We start from the raw sequence: 20491 nt of genomic DNA, 5'->3' as shown, positions 1-20491 counted from the left end.
CCGCCACCGCTCCGCTGCCACCGGCGTACCGGGTCGTCACCGCCCCATTCCCCCGCCCCTGCTCCCCTGTCCCGCCTGTCATGGTTTCGGTGTGCGCCATTAGGATCAGCGGCCATGGACTGGCTCGAGCGCACGGCGAAGCTGAGGCAGTGGGCCCGGAACGGGACGCGCGCTCCCCACAAGCCACTGCTGTTCCTCTACGCACTCGGCAGGTTCCAGGAGGACGCCGAGGGCGAGCTGCGCTACAGCGCCGTGGAGGCGGACCTCCAGCGGCTGCTGACCGAGTACGGCCCCCCGAACAAGACGACTCCGGCCTACCCGTTCCACCATCTGGTCAACGACGGTGTCTGGGAGGTGCGCACCGACCGCGGGCCCGGCAGCCCCGGAACGGGCCTGCGCGAGCTCCGGGAGGCGGGCGCCGCCGGACGGCTCGCTCCCGAACTGCGCCGTGCGCTGGGGCGCGACCCCCGGTTGCTCGGGCGGATCGCGCGCGTACTGCTCGACCTGCACTTCCCGCCCTCGCTGCACGGCGAGTTGTGCGAGGCCGTCGGTCTGGGACCGGAGCCCGCGGAGAGCGTAGGGATTCCGGCGGCACGACGGCAGCGGGACCGGCGGATGCGTGAACTGGTGCTGACGGCCTACGAGTACCAGTGTGCCTTCTGCGGGTACGACGGCAGGATCGGCGCCATGCCGGTCGGGCTGGAGGCCGCGCACGTGCGCTGGTGGGCCTTCGCCGGCCCGGACGACGTCGACAACGGCCTGTGCCTGTGCTCACTGCACCACAAACTCTTCGACAAGGGCGTCCTCGGTGTCGGCGACGGCCACCGCATCCTGGTCTCGCAGCGCTTCGTCGGCCGCAGCGCCGCCGCCCGTGAGCATGTCATCGCGCTCGCGGGCCGTCCGCTCACAGGTCCGCAACCCGGCAGCCGACCCGTCGCCACCGCGCACCGCCTGTGGCACACCGCCCAGGTGTTCCACGGCGTTCCACGCCCCGCCGAGGCCGGCTGAGCAGGTCGCGGGGGCAGCGGATGATCGAGGTGCGTCGTGCCCGGCCGGCGGACGGTGACGCGCTGGGCGAGATCCACTCCGCGTCCTGGGAGGCGTCCCACGCCCCCTTCTTCTCGGCGGAGTTCGCCGCGCGTGCCGTCGAGAGCAGGCGCACGAGGTGGCACGAGCGGATCGCGGGGGGCACGGGCACGATTCTGCTCGCCGTACGGGACGGCCGTCCCTTGGCCCTGTGCCTCCTGCGCCCGTCACCGGCCGGAGCGGGGTCGGCGGAGATCTTCAGCTTCTACTGCCATCCGGACGGCTGGGGCAGCGGCGTCGCCGCCGCGCTGATGACCGCGTCACTGCGGCGGCTTCGCGGCGACGGGTTCACGCAGGTACACCTGTGGACGCTGCGCGACACCCCGCGGTCCCGCCGCTTCTACACCAAGTGCGGCTTCACCGAGTCCGGCGCCACCCGCGCGTACGACTACGGCGACGGCAACCCCGTGGACCAGGTGGAATACCAGCGATCCTGTTGACCACGAGTGACCGCGACGTGAGTGACCATGAGCAACCGCGACGCGAGTAACCACAGGTGAACGCGTGGCGAGTGACCACGCGTGACCCCCGACAGGAAGGCGAAGCCGCCGTGATCGCATCCCGCCCCTCGCTCCAGCCGTGCCTGCTCGGCGTGTTCGCCCACCCGGACGACGAATCCCTTCTGGCCGGCGGCGTCCTCGCGCGGCACGCGGCCGCGGGCGCGCGGACCGCCGTCGTCACCGCCACCTGGGGCCCGGACACTCATCGGGCCGCCGAACTGGCCGACGCCCTGGCGGTCCTGGGGGCCGGGCGGCCGCGGATGCTCGGGTTCGCCGACGCCCGTATCCCCGAGTCGGCCCCCGGCCGGCCACGGTTGTGCGACGCGCCGTTCGACGAGGTCGTGGGCCTGCTCGTCCGGCACATCCGCGAGGTCAGACCGGAGATCGTCGTCACGCATGACGCGTACGGCCAGCTGACGGGCCACCCCGATCACGTCCGTACCCACCAGGCGACGATGATCGCTGTGCACGCCGCGGGACTCGAACACCTTTATCCGGATGCGGGCGAACCCTGGCGGTCGACGGCTCTGCATCTGGCCACGCATCCGCGTTCAGGCGTCGGAGAGCTGGCTCCTCTGCTGACCCGGGTCGGCAAGCAGGTGCTGAGTGTGCCGGACGAGTTCGTCACCGCGACGGTCGACGTGAGTGCCTGGATCCAGCGGAAGTGGGACGCCGTCCTGGCCCACCGCAGCGAAGTGGCCCGGGAGCGGTCCTTGCCCGGCATCCTCTCCCGCCTGCCGGCCGATCGAAGGAACCGGGTCATCTCGACCGAGTACTTCACCCACCTCGACCCCGGAGTCACGCCGCCGCGTGGGCCGCGGTGACGATCTCGCGATCCGGTGTCCTCTTCGGCGCCGCGGCGGAGGAAGGGAGCCGCCCCTGGCTCGACCTGCCGGGCCGGGTCAGTGGCGATAGCATCGTCATAAATCATCTCAAAGTGGTCGCCTGCCGCGCCCTCTTCCCGTCGGCGCACCCGGCTCATGACCACTACCGAGAGTCCGGGACTTTCCGTCGGTGACGAAAGCAGGTCGTCGGCATGGCATCTGCCGCAGAAGGTTTGAGCAGGGATCCCACGCCGGATCCGGCCGAGGACAACGCGTTCTTCCCGTCGCCGTATTCGCTGAGTCGGTACACCTCCCCGAGGACCGACTTCGGCGGGGTGCGGCACAAGGGCGCCTACACCGGGGGAAGGTGGAAGGTGCTCATGATCGCGGCCGCGGAGCGCTACGTCCTGGTGGAGAACGGCACCATGTTCTCCACCGGAAACCATCCGGTGGAGATGCTGCTCCCCCTGCACCACCTGATGGAAGCGGGCTTCGACGTCGATGTCGCCACCGTGGGGGGCTACCCGGCGAAGCTCGAGATGTGGGCCATGCCGGAAGAGGACGAGGCGGTCCAGGCGACCTTCGCCGCCATCAGGCCGAAGCTGAAGAATCCCATGGATCTCGCCGATGTCGTCGCCAACCGCCTGGGGGACGACTCGGAGTACATCGCCGTCTTCATCCCCGGCGGACACGGGGCGGTCGTAGGGCTGCCCACCAGTCAGGCTGTCAGTGAGACGCTCGACTGGGCCCTGTCGAACGACAAGTTCGTCATCACCTTGTGCCACGGCCCGGCCTCGCTGCTCGCCGCCTCGCTGGGCAAGGAGGAGTCGCCGTTCAAGGGGTACTCGGTCTGCGTCTTCCCCGACTCGCTCGACGAAGGACCCAACCTGGAGATCGGCTATCTCCCCGGCCGCCTGCCATGGCTCGTCGCCGGCCTGTTGGCAGAGCAGGGGTTGAACGTCGTCAACGACGACATGACCGGCAGGACGCACCGGGACCGCAAGCTCCTGACGGGCGACAGCCCCTTGGCCTCCAACAATCTCGGCCTGCTGGCGGCCGACGCGCTCGTCGAGGCGGTCCAGCCCGTTCGCGGATAGGACGCGCGGTGCACAAGGGGGCGCCGGCACCGGAGTCCTGCGGCTACCATGTGAACGAAACAGTTTCGTTCACACAGCGTATCGACCCCTCCCTCGGCGCCCCCTCAGCATGGAGAAGACAGGCATGGTCTCCGTACTCGTCGTCCACGACCACTCCCTCCAGCGCCTCGCCCTGCGCATGCTCCTGTCCGCCGAGCCCGATCTGACCGTCGTCGGGGAAGTGGCGGGTGGGGGCGAGGCGGTCCGTGCGAGCGCGCTGCTCCGTCCCGACGTCGTCCTCCTGGACGACGGCCACCTGTCCAGGACGAACACCCTCGACACCGTCCGGCGCATCGCACGGGCCCCACGTATCCCTCACTCCCCCGCGGCCACACCCGCAGAAGCGGCGCTCTCCACTCCGCGCGTACTGGTGTTGACGCCGGCCGGCCGAGAGGCCCACGCCTACGCCACCCTGCGCGCCGGAGCCGACGGGTTCCTCCTCGACGACGTCGCCCCGACCGAACTGACCGCCGCCCTGCGGATCGTGGCCTCCGGGGACGCGGTCATCACTCCCGCTCTGACGCGCGCGCTCATCGACACCGTCCGCCAGGAACGCGCCACCCGGCCTCCTCGTCGAGTCACCGGGCTCGACCACCTCACCGGACGTGAACGTGACGTCCTCATCGCGGTCGCCTCCGGCTGGTCGAACGCCGAGATCGCCGAGTGGCTGTCCATCGCCACGACCACCGTCAAGTCCCACGTCAGCAACGTCCTCGCCAAGATCGGCGCCCGCGCCCGCGTACAAGCGGTGACCTTCGCCTACGAGTCCGGCCTCATCCGGCCCGCGGCCTGATCCGGTCGACTGTCGCGGTCGGTTCGCCCTTGTGCCGAGGCGCTACGGGGACGAGGCACGCGGTTATCCGGGGCCCAGCTCAGATGTTGCTCAGACGGCTTGCAGGTCCCCTGCCGTCCTGGTCAGCTCTACGCACGCCTGAGCGACACCGTGCGCCCAGCGCGAAGAATGGGGGACCCATGGACAGTGACCGCAGGATTCCACCCGAAAGCCCTGCACTGCGCAGGTGTGCGACTGTCGGCGCGTACGCCGTCGCCGGCGTGGTCCATCTCGCGACGGCGGCGATGGTGATCGGCGGCACGCTGCTGATCGTGCTCGGCCTGCGCACAGTGATACAGCCACTGTTGGGCGTGGTGCTGCTGGCACTTGCCCTCTCGCTTCGCCCACGCCCCGGCAGGCTGGACGCCGACCTGCCCACCCTGCGGCACTCGGACGCACCGGCACTCTTCGCGCTGTTGGACCGCATGGCGGACGAGGCCGGCGTACGACGCTTCGACGCGGTCCAGCTCAGTCCGGAATTCTCCGTCACCGTCACCCACTACGGGATACGCCGCAAGCGATGCCTCGTCCTCGGTCTCCCGCTCTGGACCGCCCACGCCGGTCAGCCACCCCTGGCCGCGATCGCCCACGCCATGGGCCGCCTGGCCGGCCACGACCTGCGTGACGACGCGTTCGTCGGTACCGCGCTCAACTCCCTGACCGCTGGATCCTGGACGTTGCGCGCCAGAAGCAACGGCGATATCACGGCGCAGACTTCCGTTCTCTCCCTGCGCGCGGATGCCGTGATGTATGGCGCACGACGATTCAACGCCCGCAGCCGGAGGGGACAGTGGGTGCTCTGGATCTCGAGGGCGGCCATGGCCGCGGCGGCCCGCCTGCTGCTGTGGCTCACCGAGCCGGCGGCACGGCGCGCGGTCTTCGAGGCGGACGCCGCCGCCGCCCGTACGGCCTCCACCGAGGCGGCCGTCGCCGCGTTGCGGGACCGGCACCTGTCCGACGCGGTGGCCAGGGAAACGCACCGCCTGGCCATCAAGGCAAGGACGTTGACAGGCAACCGCTCCGTGACCGCCGCGCAGGAGGAATTCTGGGACGAGATCGCCCGCCATGCCGGGACGCTGCGCGCGCAGTGGGACGGTGAGCGGACTTCCGCACCCGAGAACCCCGTGGCCGTCGACGGCGCCGCCGGCCTCCCCTCCGACGCCCTGCGTATCGCTCGACTCACCCGCGCCCCGATCCACCACGCCACGGTCACCCTCGAAGAGCCCGACCGCGACCGCATCGAAGCCGAACTCCTGCTTCCCAAGCGGGCAGTGGCGCACCAGGTGATACAGGATTGTGTGCCCCTGGCACGCTGAACGGCCGCGGATCGCGGACGGGCCGCCGCCCGCGCCTCGTGGTACCAGACACGCCGCTCCCACCAGCGACGCTTCGGTGGGAGCGGCTGAGGCGTCGGTCCGACCGCCGTGAAGTCCGCCGGGGCGTCCGGGGGAGGGTGCGCAGAACGGCGCGGATGCGGTCGAAGGTCGCGACCGGGTGGTGACCGGCGCCGGACAGGGCCGCGCGGCCCTGTCCACACGCCTGCGCGGGACTTTCGTGCCCCCGTCGATGAAGGCCGCAGCTCAGTGGCCCGAAGAGCACTGCTAAGGTGCGGCGCCGTGAGTACGGACATTCATGGTGGCATCGAGTTTCGTCATCCCGGCGTCGGCACCGACTTCGACGACGGCGAGCCGTGGACGGCCGCCATGGATCTCTGGCCGCTGTACGCCGAGATAGACCACGCGGCCTTCGGCTGCCTCTTCGGAGTACGCAACCACGCGGGCTTCCCACCGCTCGCACCAGGCCGTGGCCTGCCCGCCGACCTGTCGAGCGGAATGCGCTCGCAGCTGGCTCCCTGGGTCGAAGCGGGTGACCTGCACAGCCCGAGTTGGGTCAGCTGGGCGGAAGTCGCCTCACTCGACCCGACGGCCGCGCCCGACCACTTCATCGGCCGCCTCACCTGGCACACGAGATCACTCCCCTCGGTACTGCATCAGCGCCTCGTGTCCGAGCCGTTTCCGTCGGAAGCCTTTTCCACGGTGGGCGAGCCGCCGAAGGACCTGCACACGGCGACAGGGCGCGTGCGGTGGACCACCGGCGAACTGACCTGCGTGTACGAGCCGTTGACGGTCGGCTCCGTCCTTGGCCCCGACACGCACTGGTCACATGTCTTCGCGGTGATGCAGGCTCTGGCAGGCCGCTTCGGTGACGACGGCGTCCGCCTGGTCGTGGCCTTCGAGTGACGGCGCGCAACCGATACCTGGACGATGCGGGTGTCCCGCGCTGCGGCTACAGCCGGCCGGCCCGGGCCAGTGCCCTCTCCGCCTGCTCGGCGAGAACACCGACGAGATCGGCGGCCGAGGGCAGGTCGTCGATGAGGTCGACGGCCTCGCCGGCCCACACCGGCAGCAGGGGGACGTCGCCGCGTGCCACGGCGTCGCGATAGTCCTGCCGCGCCTGGGGATCGGCGGCGAGTTCGGCCTCCCGGCCCCGCCACTGTTCGAGGAAGGGGTGGCCGAGGGTGCGCGCGGTCCAGCGCGACGGCCACGGGGAGCTCCGGGCGATGTCCAGCACCCTGCTCCGTTCGGTGTCCTGCGCGCGCCCGGCCAGGATCGCCTTGGTGACCGAGGGATCGACGAGTGCCTCGGACGTGGCCTGGAAGCGGGTCCCGAGGAGCGCCCCGGCGGCCCCCAGGGCGAGGACCGCCGCCACACCACGCCCGTCGGCGATCCCGCCCGCCGCCAGCACGGGTACTCCCGCGGCCAGGTCGACGACGACCGGCACGAACGGCAGGGTGGACCGCCCGCTGCGGGCACCGTGCCCTCCGCTCTCCGTGCCCTGCGCGACGATGACATCGGCGCCCAGGTCCACCGCCTGCCGGGCCTCCTCCAGATCGGTGACCTGAATGATCAGTGCCGCGCCCGCCGCGCGGACGCGCGCGGCGAACGGGCTCGGATCACCGAAGGACAGCATCACCGCCCGCGGCTCGTGCTCCAGCACCCGGTCGACCGTGTTCGCATCGATCGCCCAGGTCAGGAAGCCGACACCCCATGGCTTCCCCTCGTCCTCCGCGCTCCGCGCGAGAAGCGGCAGTTCTCGGGCCAGCCACCGCGGATCGCCAGCGCCCGCGCCCAGCATTCCCAGCCCGCCGCCGCGCGAGACGGCCGCGGCCAGCGCGCCGCCGGCCGAACCCCCCATGGGTGCCAGCGCGATCGGATAGCGCACCCCGAACAATCGGGTGAACGACGTCGCCCATTCCATGGCAGACATCATCACCCGCACGCGCCGTGGCGCCGGGCGCGAACACCGCCGCCCCACCGGAGAGGGCCGGTGCGCGGCCTAGCGGTCCGCTGTCTTCGAGCGGGATCGCGGCTCGGCGTTCTTCTGGTCGGGTACCCGCGTGCCGTTTCCGGGGCGGCGCACGTCGGACCAGTCGAGACGGAGGATGGCCAGGTCGTCCGTGTGCCGGTCGGCGTTCAGGGAGCGTGCCTCGGCGATCAGGTGGTCGAGCTGTTCGCCGGTGTCGTGGGAGCGCGTCTCGCTGAGGATGGCGAGCACTCCCTCGACGCCGAGGCGGGCGTCGTCGCCGCCCGCGTAGCCCTCGATCAGTCCGTCCGTGTACACGATCAGACTGCCGCTCGGCGGCAGCGGTACGGTGGTCGCGGGCCAGTTGCCCAGGCCGGGGACGATGCCGAGGGCGATGCCGTGGGTGGATTCCAGGACCCGTGGGCCGCCGGGGGTCACGATCAGCGGCTCGTGATGGCCGACCAGGTGGAGCGTGAGCACGCCGCGGGCCGGCTCCAGGGTGATGAGCGTGCACGTGGTGAAGAGGTCACTGCCGGTTCGCTCGGCGGTGTGCATCCGCTCCAGCAGGTCCAGGAGTTGAGCACCGCGGTGACCGCCGAGCGTCAGCGCGCGCCACGCGATGCGCAGGCAGACACCGAGCGCGGCGGCGTCCGGGCCGTGTCCGCTGACGTCTCCGACGATCGCGTGCACCTGCCCGTCCTCGGTCTGTACGACATCGAGGAAGTCGCCGCCCAGCAGTGCCTGCTCCCGACCGGGGAAGTAGCGCGTGGTGACCGTCACCGACGGCGAGGCGAGGATCGGCTCGGGCAGCAGGCCCCGTTCCAGCCGGGCGTTCTCCTCCGCCCGCACACGTCCGACCTGGAGGGCCGCGCTGGCCCGTTCGGACTGCTTGCGCTGCACCGCGTACCGCACGGCACGCTGGAGCAGTTCATGGTCGACCTTGCCCTTGACGAGGTAGTCCTGCGCGCCCGCGGCGAGCGCGTCGACGCCCGCGCGGGACTCCGCCAGGCCCGTCAGGACGATCACCGCGGCATGCGGATCCACCTGCCGAATGGCCTCGACACTGCCCAGGCCGGACATGTCGGGCAGGTGCAGGTCGAGCAGGACGCAGTCGAAGCTTCGCTCGCCCAGCTCACGGCGCGCCTCGGCCATCGTCCTGCTGCGCAGGAGGGAGTGCGGCAGACCGGTGTCGTAGAGCAGTTCCTCGACGAGCAGCGCGTCCCCTTCGTCGTCCTCGACCAGGAGGATGGCGTAACTCATCTCGTCACGCGGGGGCGGTTGTGTCATGACTGCGACTCTCTCGCCGAAGCCTCGTCGAGCGTGTCCACGACGGGAAGGGTGAACACGACCCGGGTGCCGGGGGTGTGGTCGGCGTCGATCCGGATCGTACCGTCGTGGAACTCCACGACCTTCTTGCACATGGCCAGGCCGATGCCGGTACCGGGATAGGACTCGCGGGTGTGCAGCCGCTGGAAGATGACGAACACCTTGTCCGCGAACTCCGGACCGATCCCTATGCCGTTGTCGCTGACGGCGAACTCCCAGACGTCGCCGTCGCGCGTCACGCCGATGTGGATCACCGGCCGCCGGTCGGGGGCGCGGAACTTCAGGGAGTTCGACAGCAGGTTCTGCCAGAGCATGCCGAGTTGGGTCGCGTCGCCGACCGCCTCGGGCAGGGGATCGTGGGTGATCTCCGCGCCCGTCTCCTCGATCGGCACGCTGAGCGTGTCCAGCGTGCGGTTCAGGATCTCCTCCAGGTCCACCCTGGCGTGGTCGTTGTGCACACGGCCCACCCGGGAGAAGGCGAGGAGGTCGTTGATGAGGATCTGCATGCGGTTGGCGCCGTCCACGGCGAAGCCGATGTACTGGTCCGCCCGTTCGTCCAGCTGGCTGCCGTACCGTCGTTGCAGCAGCTGGGTGAAGCTGGACACCTTCCGCAACGGTTCCTGGAGATCGTGCGAGGCGACGTAGGCGAACTGTTCGAGTTCGGTGTTGGAACGCTTGAGTTCGGCCGTCTGCTCGTCGAGGAGACGGCGGGATTCCTCACTGAAGGCGAGTTCGTCCACCAGGCGGGTGCGCATCCCGTCGACGTCGGCGGCGAGTTGCCGGATGTCCGAGGGGCCGGTGGCCGCGATGCGCTGGTCGAACGTGCCGCGCGCCACCGCGCGCGCTCCGGCACTCACTTGCTCCAGCGGACCGGTGACGCCCCGGCGCAGTCCCTCGAAGACGAAGGCCGCCACCGCGACGATGACGAGGACGTCCACGGCGAGGGTCCAGTTGCGCAGGTTCGTGGCGCCGCGCAGCGCGGCGGCCGCGTCGGTGCGCTCCTCCTGGAGACGCTCCTGCTGGCTGTCGATTGCTGTGCGTACGGCGTCGAACTCGGTCTTGCCCTCTTCCGCGCGCTGCGTCGAGAGCGCCTGCGCCTCCCGCGCGGACGCGCCGGAGATGGGGCGGGCGAACCGCTCCTGCCAGGTGTCGGCGGCCTTCAGGACGGCCGTGAGATCGGCCCAGTCCTCGTCGTCGCCGCGCAGCAGGAGTTCCAGCCTCTCCTTGGCGACCTTCTCCGCCGCCACGCCGTCGGTGTACGGCGCGAGGAACTCCGTGCGTCCGGTCAGTCCGTACCCCCGGACACCGGTCTCCTGGTTGACGAGGGCCGCTTCCAGGCGCACCGCGTTCACCAGTGCCGGACTGCGCGTTTCGACCAGTTCGTCGGAAATGCGGGTGGATCGGAGCATCGCCCACGCTCCGACCGATCCGAGCACGGCCAGGACCACCAGGGTCACCGCCACCCCCGTGCGCAGCCAGCGCCGGGTGGTCCAGCCCGCCATCGGGCCGACGTCGGCGGCGGACGCGGCGTTCTGCACGAGGTGGCACTCCTTCTGGATCCGAACACTCAGCCGAACCGGGTGCGCGGCAGGCACACTTTAGCCTGGCGGGACAACGGCTGTTGTCGACTCCCGCAACCGACATCTAGGGTGACGGCATGCCTGGCTCCGTCTTTGCCCCGCACGCCCGGACCGCGCCGCGTCCGAGATGCGACTGAACCGCCAGGGAGCTCGACGGCGGTGGCCCGGCGCGGCCACCCCCGCGGCCTCAGATTCTTCCGCCTCACCCCAGCCGACCAGGAGCTCTGCACATGGCAGCCGCCGCCCTCCCCCGTCCCTATGACGTCCTGCTGGTCGAAGACGACGCGGCCGACGCGTTGCTGATCCAGGACGCCCTGACCGAACGCGGCGCCCGCAACCTCACCCAGGTCTCCGACGGTGTCCAGGCGCTGGAGTACCTGCGTGATCCGGCCCACACGCGGCCCGACCTCATCGTCCTGGATCTGAACATGCCACGCATGAACGGCCGCGAGTTCCTCGCGATCGTCAAGGACGACGAGCAGCTGCGCACCATTCCGGTGGTCGTGCTGACCACCTCGGCGGCGCCCGACGACGTCTCGGGGGCGTACCAGCAGCATGCGAACGCCTACGTGACCAAGCCGGTCAACCTGGACCAGTTCGAGGACGCCGTACGCAGCATCGACGCCTTCTACCTGGACGTCGCCGTCAAGCCGCGCCCGTGACCGGGCATCCGGGGGCCTGTCGCCGAGCCGTTATGTCATGACGTAACGGCTCGGCCGAGCGAGGGGAGGCCCTGGCGGAGGCGACGCCGGTCGCCCTGGTCCGGCCCCCGAGAATGCGGACGACCGCTTACCCCGCGAGCGGCGCGGTGACCGCGCGGCCGTCCCGCCCGCGACGCGGTGCGCGCGCCACGCGAACGAGGCGAGCGGGGCGAGCGGGTGGCATCCCTGTGCACCGACGCTTCGTCCAGACCGCCGCCGGCCCGCTGGACGGGAGGCGCGCGAGCACCCGGCCCCCGCCGTTTCCCGACCGCGCCCCGCACCACGCCGCCGAAGCCGCTGCCGCTGCCGACTTAACGGATGCGCCGGGCAGCGGAGTTGCTGGAGAACACGGACGCCGGTGTCGCGGCGATCGCGGCGGCCACGAGGACGGGCACCGCAACCGGCGCCGCGCAGGCACTTCGACCGGACGGCCGGGGTACCCCCGCACGCCTGCCGCCATCCGCCGCCGCACCTTTCGCACGCATCCCCCGCGCGACCCGGCCACTACCGCGACGGCGGTCGGCGAGAGCGATCCGCCTGTGCGGTTGACCACTGGATGACCAAAAGATGAACTAAAGGTGAAACCATGGGTACTCGAAGGAGTACGCGCGGTGTCTCCGCCGGGCCGAGCGTCAGCCCGCGGCGCGAGCGCCGCTATCGTCACTCTACGGAACACAGCAGCTCAGCGAGGAAGGGCGGGTGCGATGCGGCAGGCGGGGGTGCTCGATGTCGGCTGCCACAGTGCGTTGCTGACCGTGGCACGGGGGCGGACGGGGACACAACTTGACCCCGTGTTCTCCCGCAAGGTCCGGCTGAGTCTGCACAAGTGTCTCGAACCGGACGGGCGGCTGACCGAGCTCGGTATGCGCAGCGTGCAGCGGGCGGTGGCCGAGGCGCTCGCCGAGGAGCTGAGCCTTCCCCGGTCGGAGGTCTTCGCGTTCGCGACCTCCGTCATCCGGGACGCGCCCAACCGTCATGAGGTAGTCGCCCGGGTGGCCCGGGCGACCGGTGTCCGGTTGCAGATGCTGTCCGGCGAGGAAGAGGCCCGGCTGGCCTACGTGGCCGCGCGGAAGTGGACCGGCCCCACAGTGAGCCCGCTGCTGGTCCTGGACATCGGCGGCGGCACCGTGGAGATCGCCCACGGCAGCGGAGCCGAGCCGCACACCGTGCTCTCGCTGCCCCTCGGCGCCCGTACCGTCACCCGGTCCTGGCTCCCGGGCGGAGTCGTCACCTCCAAGCGGCACCTCGCCAAGGTGCGGCGCCGCCTGCGCGAGAGACTGAGCGCGGTCCCCGGCCTGCCCCGGGCCGAACCGGGCGAACGCGTCCTTGCCTCGTCCAGGACCTTCGCCCAGCTCGCCCGGCTCGCCACCGACCCCGGCGCGGCACGGCAGGCGCCACGCTCGCTGACCCTGCCCGAACTGCGGGCCGCGATCCGGCTGCTGGTCGCCACGAGTCCAGCCCGGCGCGGCGATCTTCCGGGCATCTCCCGGCACCGCGCCGAACAGTCCCTCGCCGGCGCGCTGGTGGCCGAAGCCCTCCTGGAGACCTGCGGAGCGGACAGCGTGGTGACCTGTCCCTGGTCCACCCGCGAAGGGCTGCTCCTGGAACGCCTCGCCACAGCGAGCCGACGACCGGCCGGTACGACGCGGCAGGGGGCGGCGCTGGCCGGCTGAGTGCCGCGGGTGCCGCCCTGACGGAACTGAACGGAGCCTTGGCGGGGCTGAGCGCGGTCCCGCCGGACCGGAGCGCGGTCCTGCCGGGACTGAGCGGCACCTGCCCTCGCCCCGGCACGGGACCTTGGGCGACCTCACCGACCTCTCCGGGGCTGAAGGGCCGGGCCTTGCCAGGAGGGGCACGGCTGCCCCATGCTCGGCCGCGTGCGCAACGGGGGACGAAGACACGCGGCACGCGGGGCGGAGCCACGCCCGCACGGCCCGGCCGCCGGTTCACCGGTGACCGGGCCGCCACTGCCGCGCTCGGTGCGGATCGGGTACGGACTCGGTTCGCTGGCCACCGGCACCTTCGGCACCGTGCCGGGCCTGATCCTGCTCTACTACCTGACGGACGTCCTCGCGGTCCCCGCGGCGCTCGCCGGGGCCGCCGTCTTCCTGCCCAAGGCCTGGGACGTCCTCATCAACCCACTGGTCGGCGCCGCGGCCGACCGCAGCAAGGTCCAGGGCGGCTCCCGCCGGCCCTTCCTGCTGGCCGGCGCGCTGACCCTGCCGCCGCTGTTCGCGCTGATCTTCGCCGCTCCCCCGCTGCGCGGCGGCGCGGCCGCCGGTTACGTGGCCGTGCTGTTCCTGCTCGCCGCGACCGCGTACGCGGTGTTCCAGGTGCCGTACGTGACCCTGCCGGCCGAGATGACGGAGGACCCCGCCGAACGCGGCCGGGTGCTGGCCTGGCGGGTGGGCTTCCTGGGCGTGGCCATCCTGCTGTCGGGGGCGCTGGCCCCGGCCATCGCCCACGCGGACGGCGACACCCCGGCGAGTTACCGGACCATGGGCGTGGTCGTCGCGGCTCTCCTCGCCGTCGGCATGCTGGGCGCGTGGCGCGCGCTCCGGCACGCTCCGACGGTGGCGCGCAGCGCGGCGGAGCCCTCCCTGCGGGCCCAGTTGGCGGTCGCCCGGGACAACCCCGCCTTCACCGCGCTGGCCGGTATGTGGACGGTGCAGGCGCTGGCGGTGGGCGTGATGCTGGCGGGCGTGCAGTACTTCGCGACCTACGTCGTCGGCTCGCCGAAGGCCGTCACCCCGCTGTTCGCCTGCATGATCGGTCCGTTGGTGCTGGTGATGCCCGTGTGGAACCGCCTCGCACGGGCACGCGGCACGGTCTTCGCGCAGTGGTGCGCCTCGCTGCTGTTCACCGCGGCGGCCGCGCTGGTGTTCCTGACCCGCTACACCTCCTCCGTCGTGGGGTACGCGGCCGTGGCGCTGGTCGGAGTGGCGTACGCGGGGCTCCAGTTGCTGCCGCTGACCATGCTCGCGGACACCCTGGCGGCGGACACCGCACGCACCGGACGGCGCCGGGCCGCCACCTTCACGGGACTGTGGACGGCGGCGGAGACGCTCGCACTGGCCCTGGGCAGCGGTGTGTTCGCCGCCGTGCTGGCACTGACCGGCTTCCGCTCCTCGGACGCGTCCGAGGAGGTGGCCCAGCCCGCCGCGGCACTCAGCGGCATCAACGCGGGGATGAGCCTGCTGCCCGCGCTGCTCGCACTCGCCTCCTGCGTACTGCTGAACACCTACGAACGCCGTTCCACCACAACCGACTTCGCCCCGGAAGGCCCGGAGAACCCGGACTCCCCGGACTCCCCAGGCTCTCCGGGTTCCCCGGACGCCCCGCTCACCGGCCCCACCGCATCGCGGCCGTCCCCACCACCCGCACCGCCCGTCACCTCGTAGAAGGGCAGCCTCCGTGTCCGCTGAACCCGCCTCCCCCTCCGCCGCGCTGCCGGCCGGCCGCCCGGCCGAAGCGTTGCTGGCCGAGCTACGGGAGTTGCGCGCCGGTGACGCGCCGACCCGGGGCGGCCGCACCTTCGCCTACGTCTACGACTCGGGACTGGCCGGTCTCGACGAACTGGCCGGCGCCGCGTACACGGCGTTCGCCACCGTCAACGGCCTCGACCCCACGGTGTTCCCGAGCGTGGCCCGGCTGGAGAACGACGTCGTGGCGGCGGTGTCCGCGGTCCTCGGCGCACCCGGTGCGCAGGGCACCTTCACCAGTGGCGGCACCGAGTCGATCCTGCTGGCGGTCAAGACCGCGCGGGACCACGCCCGTGCGCGACGCGGGGTGACAGCACCGCAGTTGGTGCTGCCGTCCACCGCGCACGCGGCGTTCCACAAGGCCGCCCACTACCTCGGGGTGGAGAGCGTGGTGGTACCGGTCTCACCGACGAGCTTCCGGGCCGACCCGCGGGCCGTCGCGGCGGCGATGACCGACCGCACCGTCCTGGTGGTGGCGTCGGCGCCGTCCTACGCGCACGGGGTGCTGGACCCGGTGGCGGAGATCGCGGCGGCCGCCGCCGCGCGCGGAGTGCTGTGCCATGTCGACGCCTGCATCGGCGGGTGGTTCCTGCCCTTCCTGCGCCGGGCGGGCCGTGCCGTACCGCGGTTCGACCTCTCGGTGCCGGGAGTGACCTCGCTCTCGGTCGACCTGCACAAGTACGGGTACGCCGACAAGGGCGCCTCGGTGATCCTGTACCGGGACGCCGAGTTGCGCCGTCACCAGTACTTCGCCCACGCCGACTGGCCCGGCTACCCGGTGGTCAACCCGACGGCACAGGGCACCAAGTCCGCGGGCCTGCTCGCCCAGGCGTGGGCGGTCCTGCGGCACATCGGCGACGACGGGTACACCACGCTGGCCCGCCGGGTGGCCGACGCGGCCGACCGGCTGGTGCCGGGGCTGCGCGCGCTGCCGGGCGTGCGGGTCCTGGGTGAACCGGCGGGCAGCCTGGTCGCGTTCACCGTCACGGACACCGACGGCGCGCCGGACCTGTCCCTCGTCCTGCACGTGGCGGACGAGATGCGCGAGCGCGGCTGGTACCTCCAGCCGCAGCTCTCGTACGACGCTCTGCCGCCGAACCTGCATCTGACGCTGACGCCGGCGACCGGCGACCGGGTGGACGCGCTGCTGGCGGACCTGGGACAGGCGCTGAGTGCCGCGCGCGACGCCGGGCCCCTGACCGTGGATCCGGAGCTGGTCCGACTCGCGGCCGCGCTGGACCCCGACACGCTGACGCCCGAGGAGGTGAGCGGGGTCCTCGCCTTCGCCGGGCTGATCGGCGAGGGGTTGCCGACGAGGATGGCGCCGGTCCTGGTGTTGCTGGACGCGCTGCCGGGACCGCTCAAGGAACGGTTGCTGACCGAGTTCGTCGGGTCGCTCTTCCGTATCTGAGGCGTCCGCGCGCCCCCGTCCACGGCGCCCGCGCGTCCCCGCGTCCCCGCGTCCCCGGGAAACGCTCGCCGCGCCACCGGCCGCCCCGTACGGGGCGGCCGGGCCGTCCTGGCCGTGCGGCAGTGAGGCGTGAGGTGGGTGGGGCGGGTCAGACGCGCTGGGCGCGATGGGCGAGGGTGCGCAGCGCGCGCGAACGCAGTGCGGCTCGGGCGGCGTTGGCCCCGGGCGCGCCGTGGACTCCGCCGCCGGGGTGAGCGGCCGCGGAGGCGAGGTAGAGGCCGTCGACGGGTGTCTCGGGCCGGCCGGTGCCGGGGGTGGGACGGAAGACCGCCTGCTGGTGGAGCGCGGTGGTGCCGTTGTTGATGGCGCCGTTGTGGAGGTTCTCGTCCATGGCCTGGAGCGTGGTGGGGGCCAGGATCCTGCGGGCGCCGATCAGGGCGCGGAACCCGGGCGCGAAGCGCTCCACCTGTGCCTCGACGCGGTCGGCCATGGCTTCCTGTTCGTGCACGCGCCAGCGGCCGGTGATGCCGTCGGGACCCGCGTCGGACGTGATGTGCTGCGGAAGGTGGGTGTAGGCCCACGCGGACTCCGTACCGGCGGGTGAGCGGCTGGGATCCGCCGTGGTCATCTGGCCGACCAGCGCGAACGGCTCGTCGGGGACCTGCCCCATGGCGAGCTGCGCGGCGAACCGCGTCAGGCCGTCGACGCCGTCGGCCACATGGACCGTGCCGGCACCGGCCGCCTGCGGTGCCGTCCACGGCACGGGTCCCGTCAGCGCCCAGTCGACCTTGAAGGTCGCGAAGTCCCACTGGAAGCGTTCCAGATCCCGCAGCAGCCGGGACGGGAGGTGTTCCTCGCCCACGAGTTCCCGGTACAGGACCGGCGCCGACGTGTCGGCCAGTACGGCGCGCCGCGCCCCGACGGCTTCCCCGCCCGCGGTCCTGACACCCACGGCCCTGCCACCCCGTACGACGACGGACGCGACGCGCTCTCCGCAGCGCAGGGCACCGCCCCGGCGCCGCAGGCGGTTCACCAGCGCCGCGGTCAGGGCGCCGGAACCGCCGACCGGGACGGGGAAGCCGTGGCTCTGCCCGAGCATCGACATCAGCCAGCCGAAGCCTCCGCTGCCGGAGGCCTCGGGCGCCAGGTCCGCGTGCAGGGCGTTGCCGGCCAGCAGGAGCCGGCCGCCCTCCCCCGCGAACTCCTCCTCGCCCAGGCGGCGCACCGGCAGGGCGAGGTTCCGGGCCAGTCGCAGTCCGCCCGCGGCCCGGAGCCTCGCGGCCAGGAGCAGCCCGGCGCGTACCGGGGGGAAGGGGGTGAACAGCGACCGCAGCAGGTCCGGTCCGACCTGGCTCCACACCGAGTAGAGGTCCTGCCACGCCTGCGCGTCGACCGCCGCGAACCCGGCCAGCCCGGCCGCGGTCTCCTCGACGCGGCGCTCCAGCACCGCGCACCGGCCGTCCAGCAGGGGATGGGCCACGACGGCCGGGGCGCGGCTCCAACGCAGTCCCTCGGCGGCGAGGTCGAGGCGGGCGAGGACCGGGGAGGCGGCGGCCAGCGGATAGAAGGCGCTGAAGAGGTCCGAGACGTAGTCGGGGTGCACGCCCCTGTCGCTGCGCACGGCGCCTCCGGGTTCCGCCTGCGCCTCCAGCACCTCCACGGACCAGCCGGCGTCGACCAGCAGGTTCGCGGCCACCAGCCCGTTCGGGCCGGCGCCGATCACCACCGCGTCAGGCATGACGGACCCCCCTGCTCCGCTGCTCCACGGCCTTGGCCAGGCGGGCCAGCATGCCCCGGTGGCGCAGCTGGAGGAGCGTCTCGCTGACCGGGTTGTGGAGGGTTCCGCCCAGGCCACGCAGCGGGTGCTCGTCACAGATGACCAGGGTCTCCTCACCCCACGGTCTGAGCTCGATGAGGATTCTCGCGGTGCCCAGCGACTTGAACGAGGCCTCCAGTTCCAGCTCCGTACCGGGCTCGCTGTGACGGACGGTCGTCACGCCCTCCGCCGACCAGGGGCCCAGTCGTACGGTGTAGCGGAGCCGCGACCCGGTGCGGGGCCAGTCCTGGTCGAGCGGCACGGACCTCGTGGGGCCCACCACCCACTCGCCGTACTGGCCCGGATCGGCGAGGACGGCCCACACCTCTCCCGGAGGGCGCCGGATCAGCTGATGACGAACGGCCATGGGCGACGTCCTTCCGCGTTCCCTGTCCTCGGTGGCTCTCCCCGTTAGCGGCCCCCGGGCTGGGCGCCCGGATCGGATCGGTGCCCGCGGGGCCGGAGACGCCGCGTCGACGGGCCGAGGAGTACTGGCGGCGGCCGGCGGAGTACCGGCGGCTGCCGCACGGACAGGGTGCGGGTACCCGGATACCCTCGCGTCTCACTTGTCCCGCCTCGCGCCTCCTGAACCACGCGCCTCCCGGACCCCACTCCCCCTGAATCACCCGCCTCCCGGACCATCCGCCTCCAGGGCTTCCGCCGCACGGTGGAGTCCCGGTCCGGGAAGTCCTACCGTGGAGACAGCAGCAGCTGGAGCGGCCATGCTCGTCACCCCGCGTTTCCCTCCTCGTATCCGCAGAAGAGAATCCCGCCGGCCAGGCGCCGACAGGGTCCGTGAGCGGGGGCGTCCGCGTGCCCCCGGCCGAGATGGCCGGTTCTGAGCGGCCCGGGCGGCTGTCGCCCGTCGGGCGGGTGCGCAGCGCGATTCGCCGCGCGCGAGCCGGACACCATTGGGTACGGGTACAGAAGCTGGGGCTGTGGCAACGCTCGCTGGGGTTCGCGGCGCTCGGGTTCCTGACGCTCGCACCGCTGCTGATCGTCGTCGCGGCGGCCGACGCGTCCAAGGGGCAGGGTTTCGCGCAGTGGCTCGGGGACTGGCTCGGCGTGTCGGCGCCCGCCCGGCGTGACATCGAAAAGCTCTTCGCCCTGCCCGGCGAGGCGTGGCGGACCACGACGGCGCTCGGCCTCGCCCTGCTCACCGTGTTCGGCCTGTCCTTCGGAACCATGCTCCAGAACGGCTACGAAAGCATCTGGGACCTGCCGCCCACCCGCTGGTGGGCCCAGTGGCGGCACGTCCTGTGGCTCGCCGCGCTCATCGGAGTGCTGTACCTGTCGGCGATCTCCCCGCCGTGGCGCGACTCCCCCGCCCGCGGCGTCGTCGCGGTCGTCATCGGCGTCCTGTTCTTCTGGTGGTCGCAGCGACTGCTGCTCGCCGGCCGCGTGTCCTGGGCCGCTCTGTTCCCGGGCGCGGTGGCCACCGTGGTGGGACTCCTCGGGCTCCGGGTCTTCTCCCGGTTCGTCTTCTCCCCGCTGATCGCGTCCAGCGCCATCACCTACGGCCCGTTCGGCACCGTCCTCGTCGTCCAGTCCTGGCTCGTCGGCGTCGGCGTCGTCGTCTACGGCGGCGCGCTCGTGGGACGCCTGCTGCACGACGAGGTGCTGCACCGCTCGAACTCGGCGGGCGAGAGTCTGTGAGGGCCCCGGCCTGCCGCCCCCCTCTCGGTGAACCGAGCCGCCCCGCGAGATCCGCAGGCGATCCGCACGCACCACGGCATCGCCCGCTCGCTACGGTGGCGGGTGCAACCCGATCCTGTTTCGCTGGGAGGGTCCCCCTCCCCCGACCCGAGGACGGAACATGAGCGCGGAGAACCAGCCGAGCGAGCGGGCCCGGCAGATACGTGAGAAGGCCCAGCAGCTGGAACAGGCCGCACAGCGCGCGACGGACCCCGCCGAGCGCCGACGGCTGACGAACAAGGCCACGCACATCCGCGAGAAGAGCGAGCAGACGAACAGCGCGGGCGAGGGAACCGTGGAGGCCCTGTAGCCGCGCGGGACGGTGACGGGCCCGTCGGCCCCCTGTAGAGCCGTTCTTCGCCGACGGGGGGCGGGCAGGCGCCCTCACCGCACGGGACCGGCCCGACAGCGCAGGACCAGGTGCCCATGGCTGCCCCTCGGCGTCGGGTCGCCATTTTGGCGTCGAGCCGTCGACGCGACCGGTCACGCCCGGCGTGTGCGTGTCGCGGTGGGTGGTCTGCTCGCCGGTGAACAGCCGGCGCATCACCTGCACCGCCTCCTCCAGCATCTCCATGCGCCGGGGTGCCTCGGGCCACGCGTCGCCGAGGATGTGCTCGCTGAGCGCCTCACCGCCGCCCAGGCCGAACGGCGGCCGTGTCGGCCGTGGCGGCCGCCTGCGCGTTGACCGCCTGGTGCGTGCGGCCTTTCCAGGAAGTTGGTCGCGCGGCGGTCTCACGGTGCGGGCGGCGCACAAGACATCAGCCCACGTAAATGTTGAACGTGTTCAATTCTTCTGTCA

Annotated in this window: 18 protein-coding genes and 1 pseudogene; 13 read left to right on the top strand and 6 right to left on the bottom strand. The window is 72.2% G+C overall.

From position 1 onward, the window contains the following. The first annotated feature begins 114 nt into the window (after positions 1-114). The 7 genes from ACWCQK_RS23385 (at position 115) to ACWCQK_RS23355 (ending at position 6618) form a co-directional block, all read left to right on the top strand. The gene (locus ACWCQK_RS23385; RefSeq protein WP_451157794.1) at positions 115-1008 is read left to right on the top strand and encodes a phosphorothioated DNA-binding restriction endonuclease; all 894 of its coding nucleotides are present in this window, start codon (positions 115-117) and stop codon (positions 1006-1008) included. A 20-nt stretch (positions 1009-1028) separates the two neighbouring features. Then, complete coding sequence (locus ACWCQK_RS23380; RefSeq protein ID WP_451157792.1) at positions 1029-1526, top strand: N-acetyltransferase family protein; 498 nt, start codon at positions 1029-1031, stop codon at positions 1524-1526. A gap of 110 nt (positions 1527-1636) precedes the next feature. Beyond that, positions 1637-2410 (top strand): PIG-L deacetylase family protein, encoded by a 774-nt coding sequence (locus ACWCQK_RS23375; protein ID WP_451157790.1) that lies wholly within the window; start codon positions 1637-1639, stop codon positions 2408-2410. Between the two features lie 233 nt (positions 2411-2643). Next, the gene (gene hchA / locus ACWCQK_RS23370) at positions 2644-3507 is read left to right on the top strand and encodes a glyoxalase III HchA (RefSeq protein WP_451157788.1); all 864 of its coding nucleotides are present in this window, start codon (positions 2644-2646) and stop codon (positions 3505-3507) included. Positions 3508-3631: 124 nt separating this feature from the next. Continuing rightward, on the top strand, positions 3632-4339 hold the full coding sequence (locus ACWCQK_RS23365) for a LuxR C-terminal-related transcriptional regulator (RefSeq protein WP_451157786.1): 708 nt from the start codon (positions 3632-3634) through the stop codon (positions 4337-4339). A 179-nt stretch (positions 4340-4518) separates the two neighbouring features. Continuing rightward, positions 4519-5694, top strand: coding sequence for a M48 family metallopeptidase (locus ACWCQK_RS23360; RefSeq protein WP_451157784.1), 1176 nt, complete (start codon positions 4519-4521; stop codon positions 5692-5694). Between the two features lie 300 nt (positions 5695-5994). Beyond that, positions 5995-6618, top strand: a complete 624-nt coding sequence (locus tag ACWCQK_RS23355) for a hypothetical protein (RefSeq protein WP_451157782.1) — start codon at positions 5995-5997, stop codon at positions 6616-6618. A 46-nt stretch (positions 6619-6664) separates the two neighbouring features. Here ACWCQK_RS23355 and ACWCQK_RS23350 read toward each other — a convergent pair whose 3' ends face one another. From ACWCQK_RS23350 to ACWCQK_RS23340, 3 genes are all read right to left on the bottom strand, one after another. Further along, positions 6665-7636, bottom strand: coding sequence for an NAD(P)H-dependent flavin oxidoreductase (locus ACWCQK_RS23350; protein WP_451157780.1), 972 nt, complete (start codon positions 7634-7636; stop codon positions 6665-6667). Between the two features lie 78 nt (positions 7637-7714). Next, positions 7715-8968 (bottom strand): PP2C family protein-serine/threonine phosphatase, encoded by a 1254-nt coding sequence (locus ACWCQK_RS23345; protein WP_451157778.1) that lies wholly within the window; start codon positions 8966-8968, stop codon positions 7715-7717. Then, complete coding sequence (locus ACWCQK_RS23340; protein ID WP_451157839.1) at positions 8965-10509, bottom strand: sensor histidine kinase; 1545 nt, start codon at positions 10507-10509, stop codon at positions 8965-8967. The genes ACWCQK_RS23345 and ACWCQK_RS23340 overlap by 4 nt, the downstream gene beginning before the upstream one ends. A 308-nt stretch (positions 10510-10817) precedes the next feature. Between ACWCQK_RS23340 and ACWCQK_RS23335 the strand changes: the two genes are divergently transcribed. The 4 genes from ACWCQK_RS23335 to ACWCQK_RS23320 all read left to right on the top strand — a co-directional run bounded on the left by ACWCQK_RS23335 (position 10818) and on the right by ACWCQK_RS23320 (position 16181). Further along, entirely contained in the window at positions 10818-11249 is a 432-nt protein-coding gene (locus tag ACWCQK_RS23335) for a response regulator (RefSeq protein WP_451157776.1), read from the top strand. A gap of 743 nt (positions 11250-11992) precedes the next feature. Beyond that, on the top strand, positions 11993-12961 hold the full coding sequence (locus ACWCQK_RS23330) for a Ppx/GppA phosphatase family protein (RefSeq protein WP_451157774.1): 969 nt from the start codon (positions 11993-11995) through the stop codon (positions 12959-12961). A gap of 279 nt (positions 12962-13240) precedes the next feature. Then, the gene (locus tag ACWCQK_RS23325) at positions 13241-14689 is read left to right on the top strand and encodes an MFS transporter (protein ID WP_451157772.1); all 1449 of its coding nucleotides are present in this window, start codon (positions 13241-13243) and stop codon (positions 14687-14689) included. A 13-nt stretch (positions 14690-14702) separates the two neighbouring features. After that, positions 14703-16181 carry a pyridoxal phosphate-dependent decarboxylase family protein gene (locus ACWCQK_RS23320; RefSeq protein WP_451157770.1) on the top strand — a complete coding sequence of 493 codons (1479 nt, stop codon included), beginning with the start codon at positions 14703-14705 and terminating at the stop codon, positions 16179-16181. 148 nt (positions 16182-16329) lie between these two features. On the opposite strand, the gene ACWCQK_RS23315 is transcribed toward ACWCQK_RS23320, so the two are convergent. Next, complete coding sequence (locus tag ACWCQK_RS23315; protein WP_451157768.1) at positions 16330-17919, bottom strand: phytoene desaturase family protein; 1590 nt, start codon at positions 17917-17919, stop codon at positions 16330-16332. Further along, positions 17912-18364, bottom strand: coding sequence for an SRPBCC family protein (locus ACWCQK_RS23310; RefSeq protein ID WP_451157766.1), 453 nt, complete (start codon positions 18362-18364; stop codon positions 17912-17914). Before ACWCQK_RS23310 ends, ACWCQK_RS23315 begins: the two co-directional genes overlap by 8 nt. A 506-nt stretch (positions 18365-18870) precedes the next feature. Between ACWCQK_RS23310 and ACWCQK_RS23305 the strand changes: the two genes are divergently transcribed. Together ACWCQK_RS23305 and ACWCQK_RS23300 are read left to right on the top strand one after the other, a co-directional pair. Then, on the top strand, positions 18871-19653 hold the full coding sequence (locus ACWCQK_RS23305; protein WP_451157764.1) for a ribonuclease BN: 783 nt from the start codon (positions 18871-18873) through the stop codon (positions 19651-19653). Between the two features lie 160 nt (positions 19654-19813). Then, positions 19814-20002 carry a DUF6381 family protein gene (locus tag ACWCQK_RS23300; RefSeq protein WP_451157762.1) on the top strand — a complete coding sequence of 63 codons (189 nt, stop codon included), beginning with the start codon at positions 19814-19816 and terminating at the stop codon, positions 20000-20002. 186 nt (positions 20003-20188) lie between these two features. Here ACWCQK_RS23300 and ACWCQK_RS23295 read toward each other — a convergent pair. After that, a pseudogene (locus ACWCQK_RS23295) lies at positions 20189-20393 on the bottom strand (LLM class F420-dependent oxidoreductase); the annotation flags it as partial. Between the last annotated feature and the right edge of the window lie 98 nt (positions 20394-20491).

The organism is Streptomyces sp. NPDC002306 (assembly GCF_053593435.1).
The sequence above is the reverse complement of the archived record's forward strand: the minus strand, read 5'-3'. Positions and strand labels throughout refer to the sequence as shown.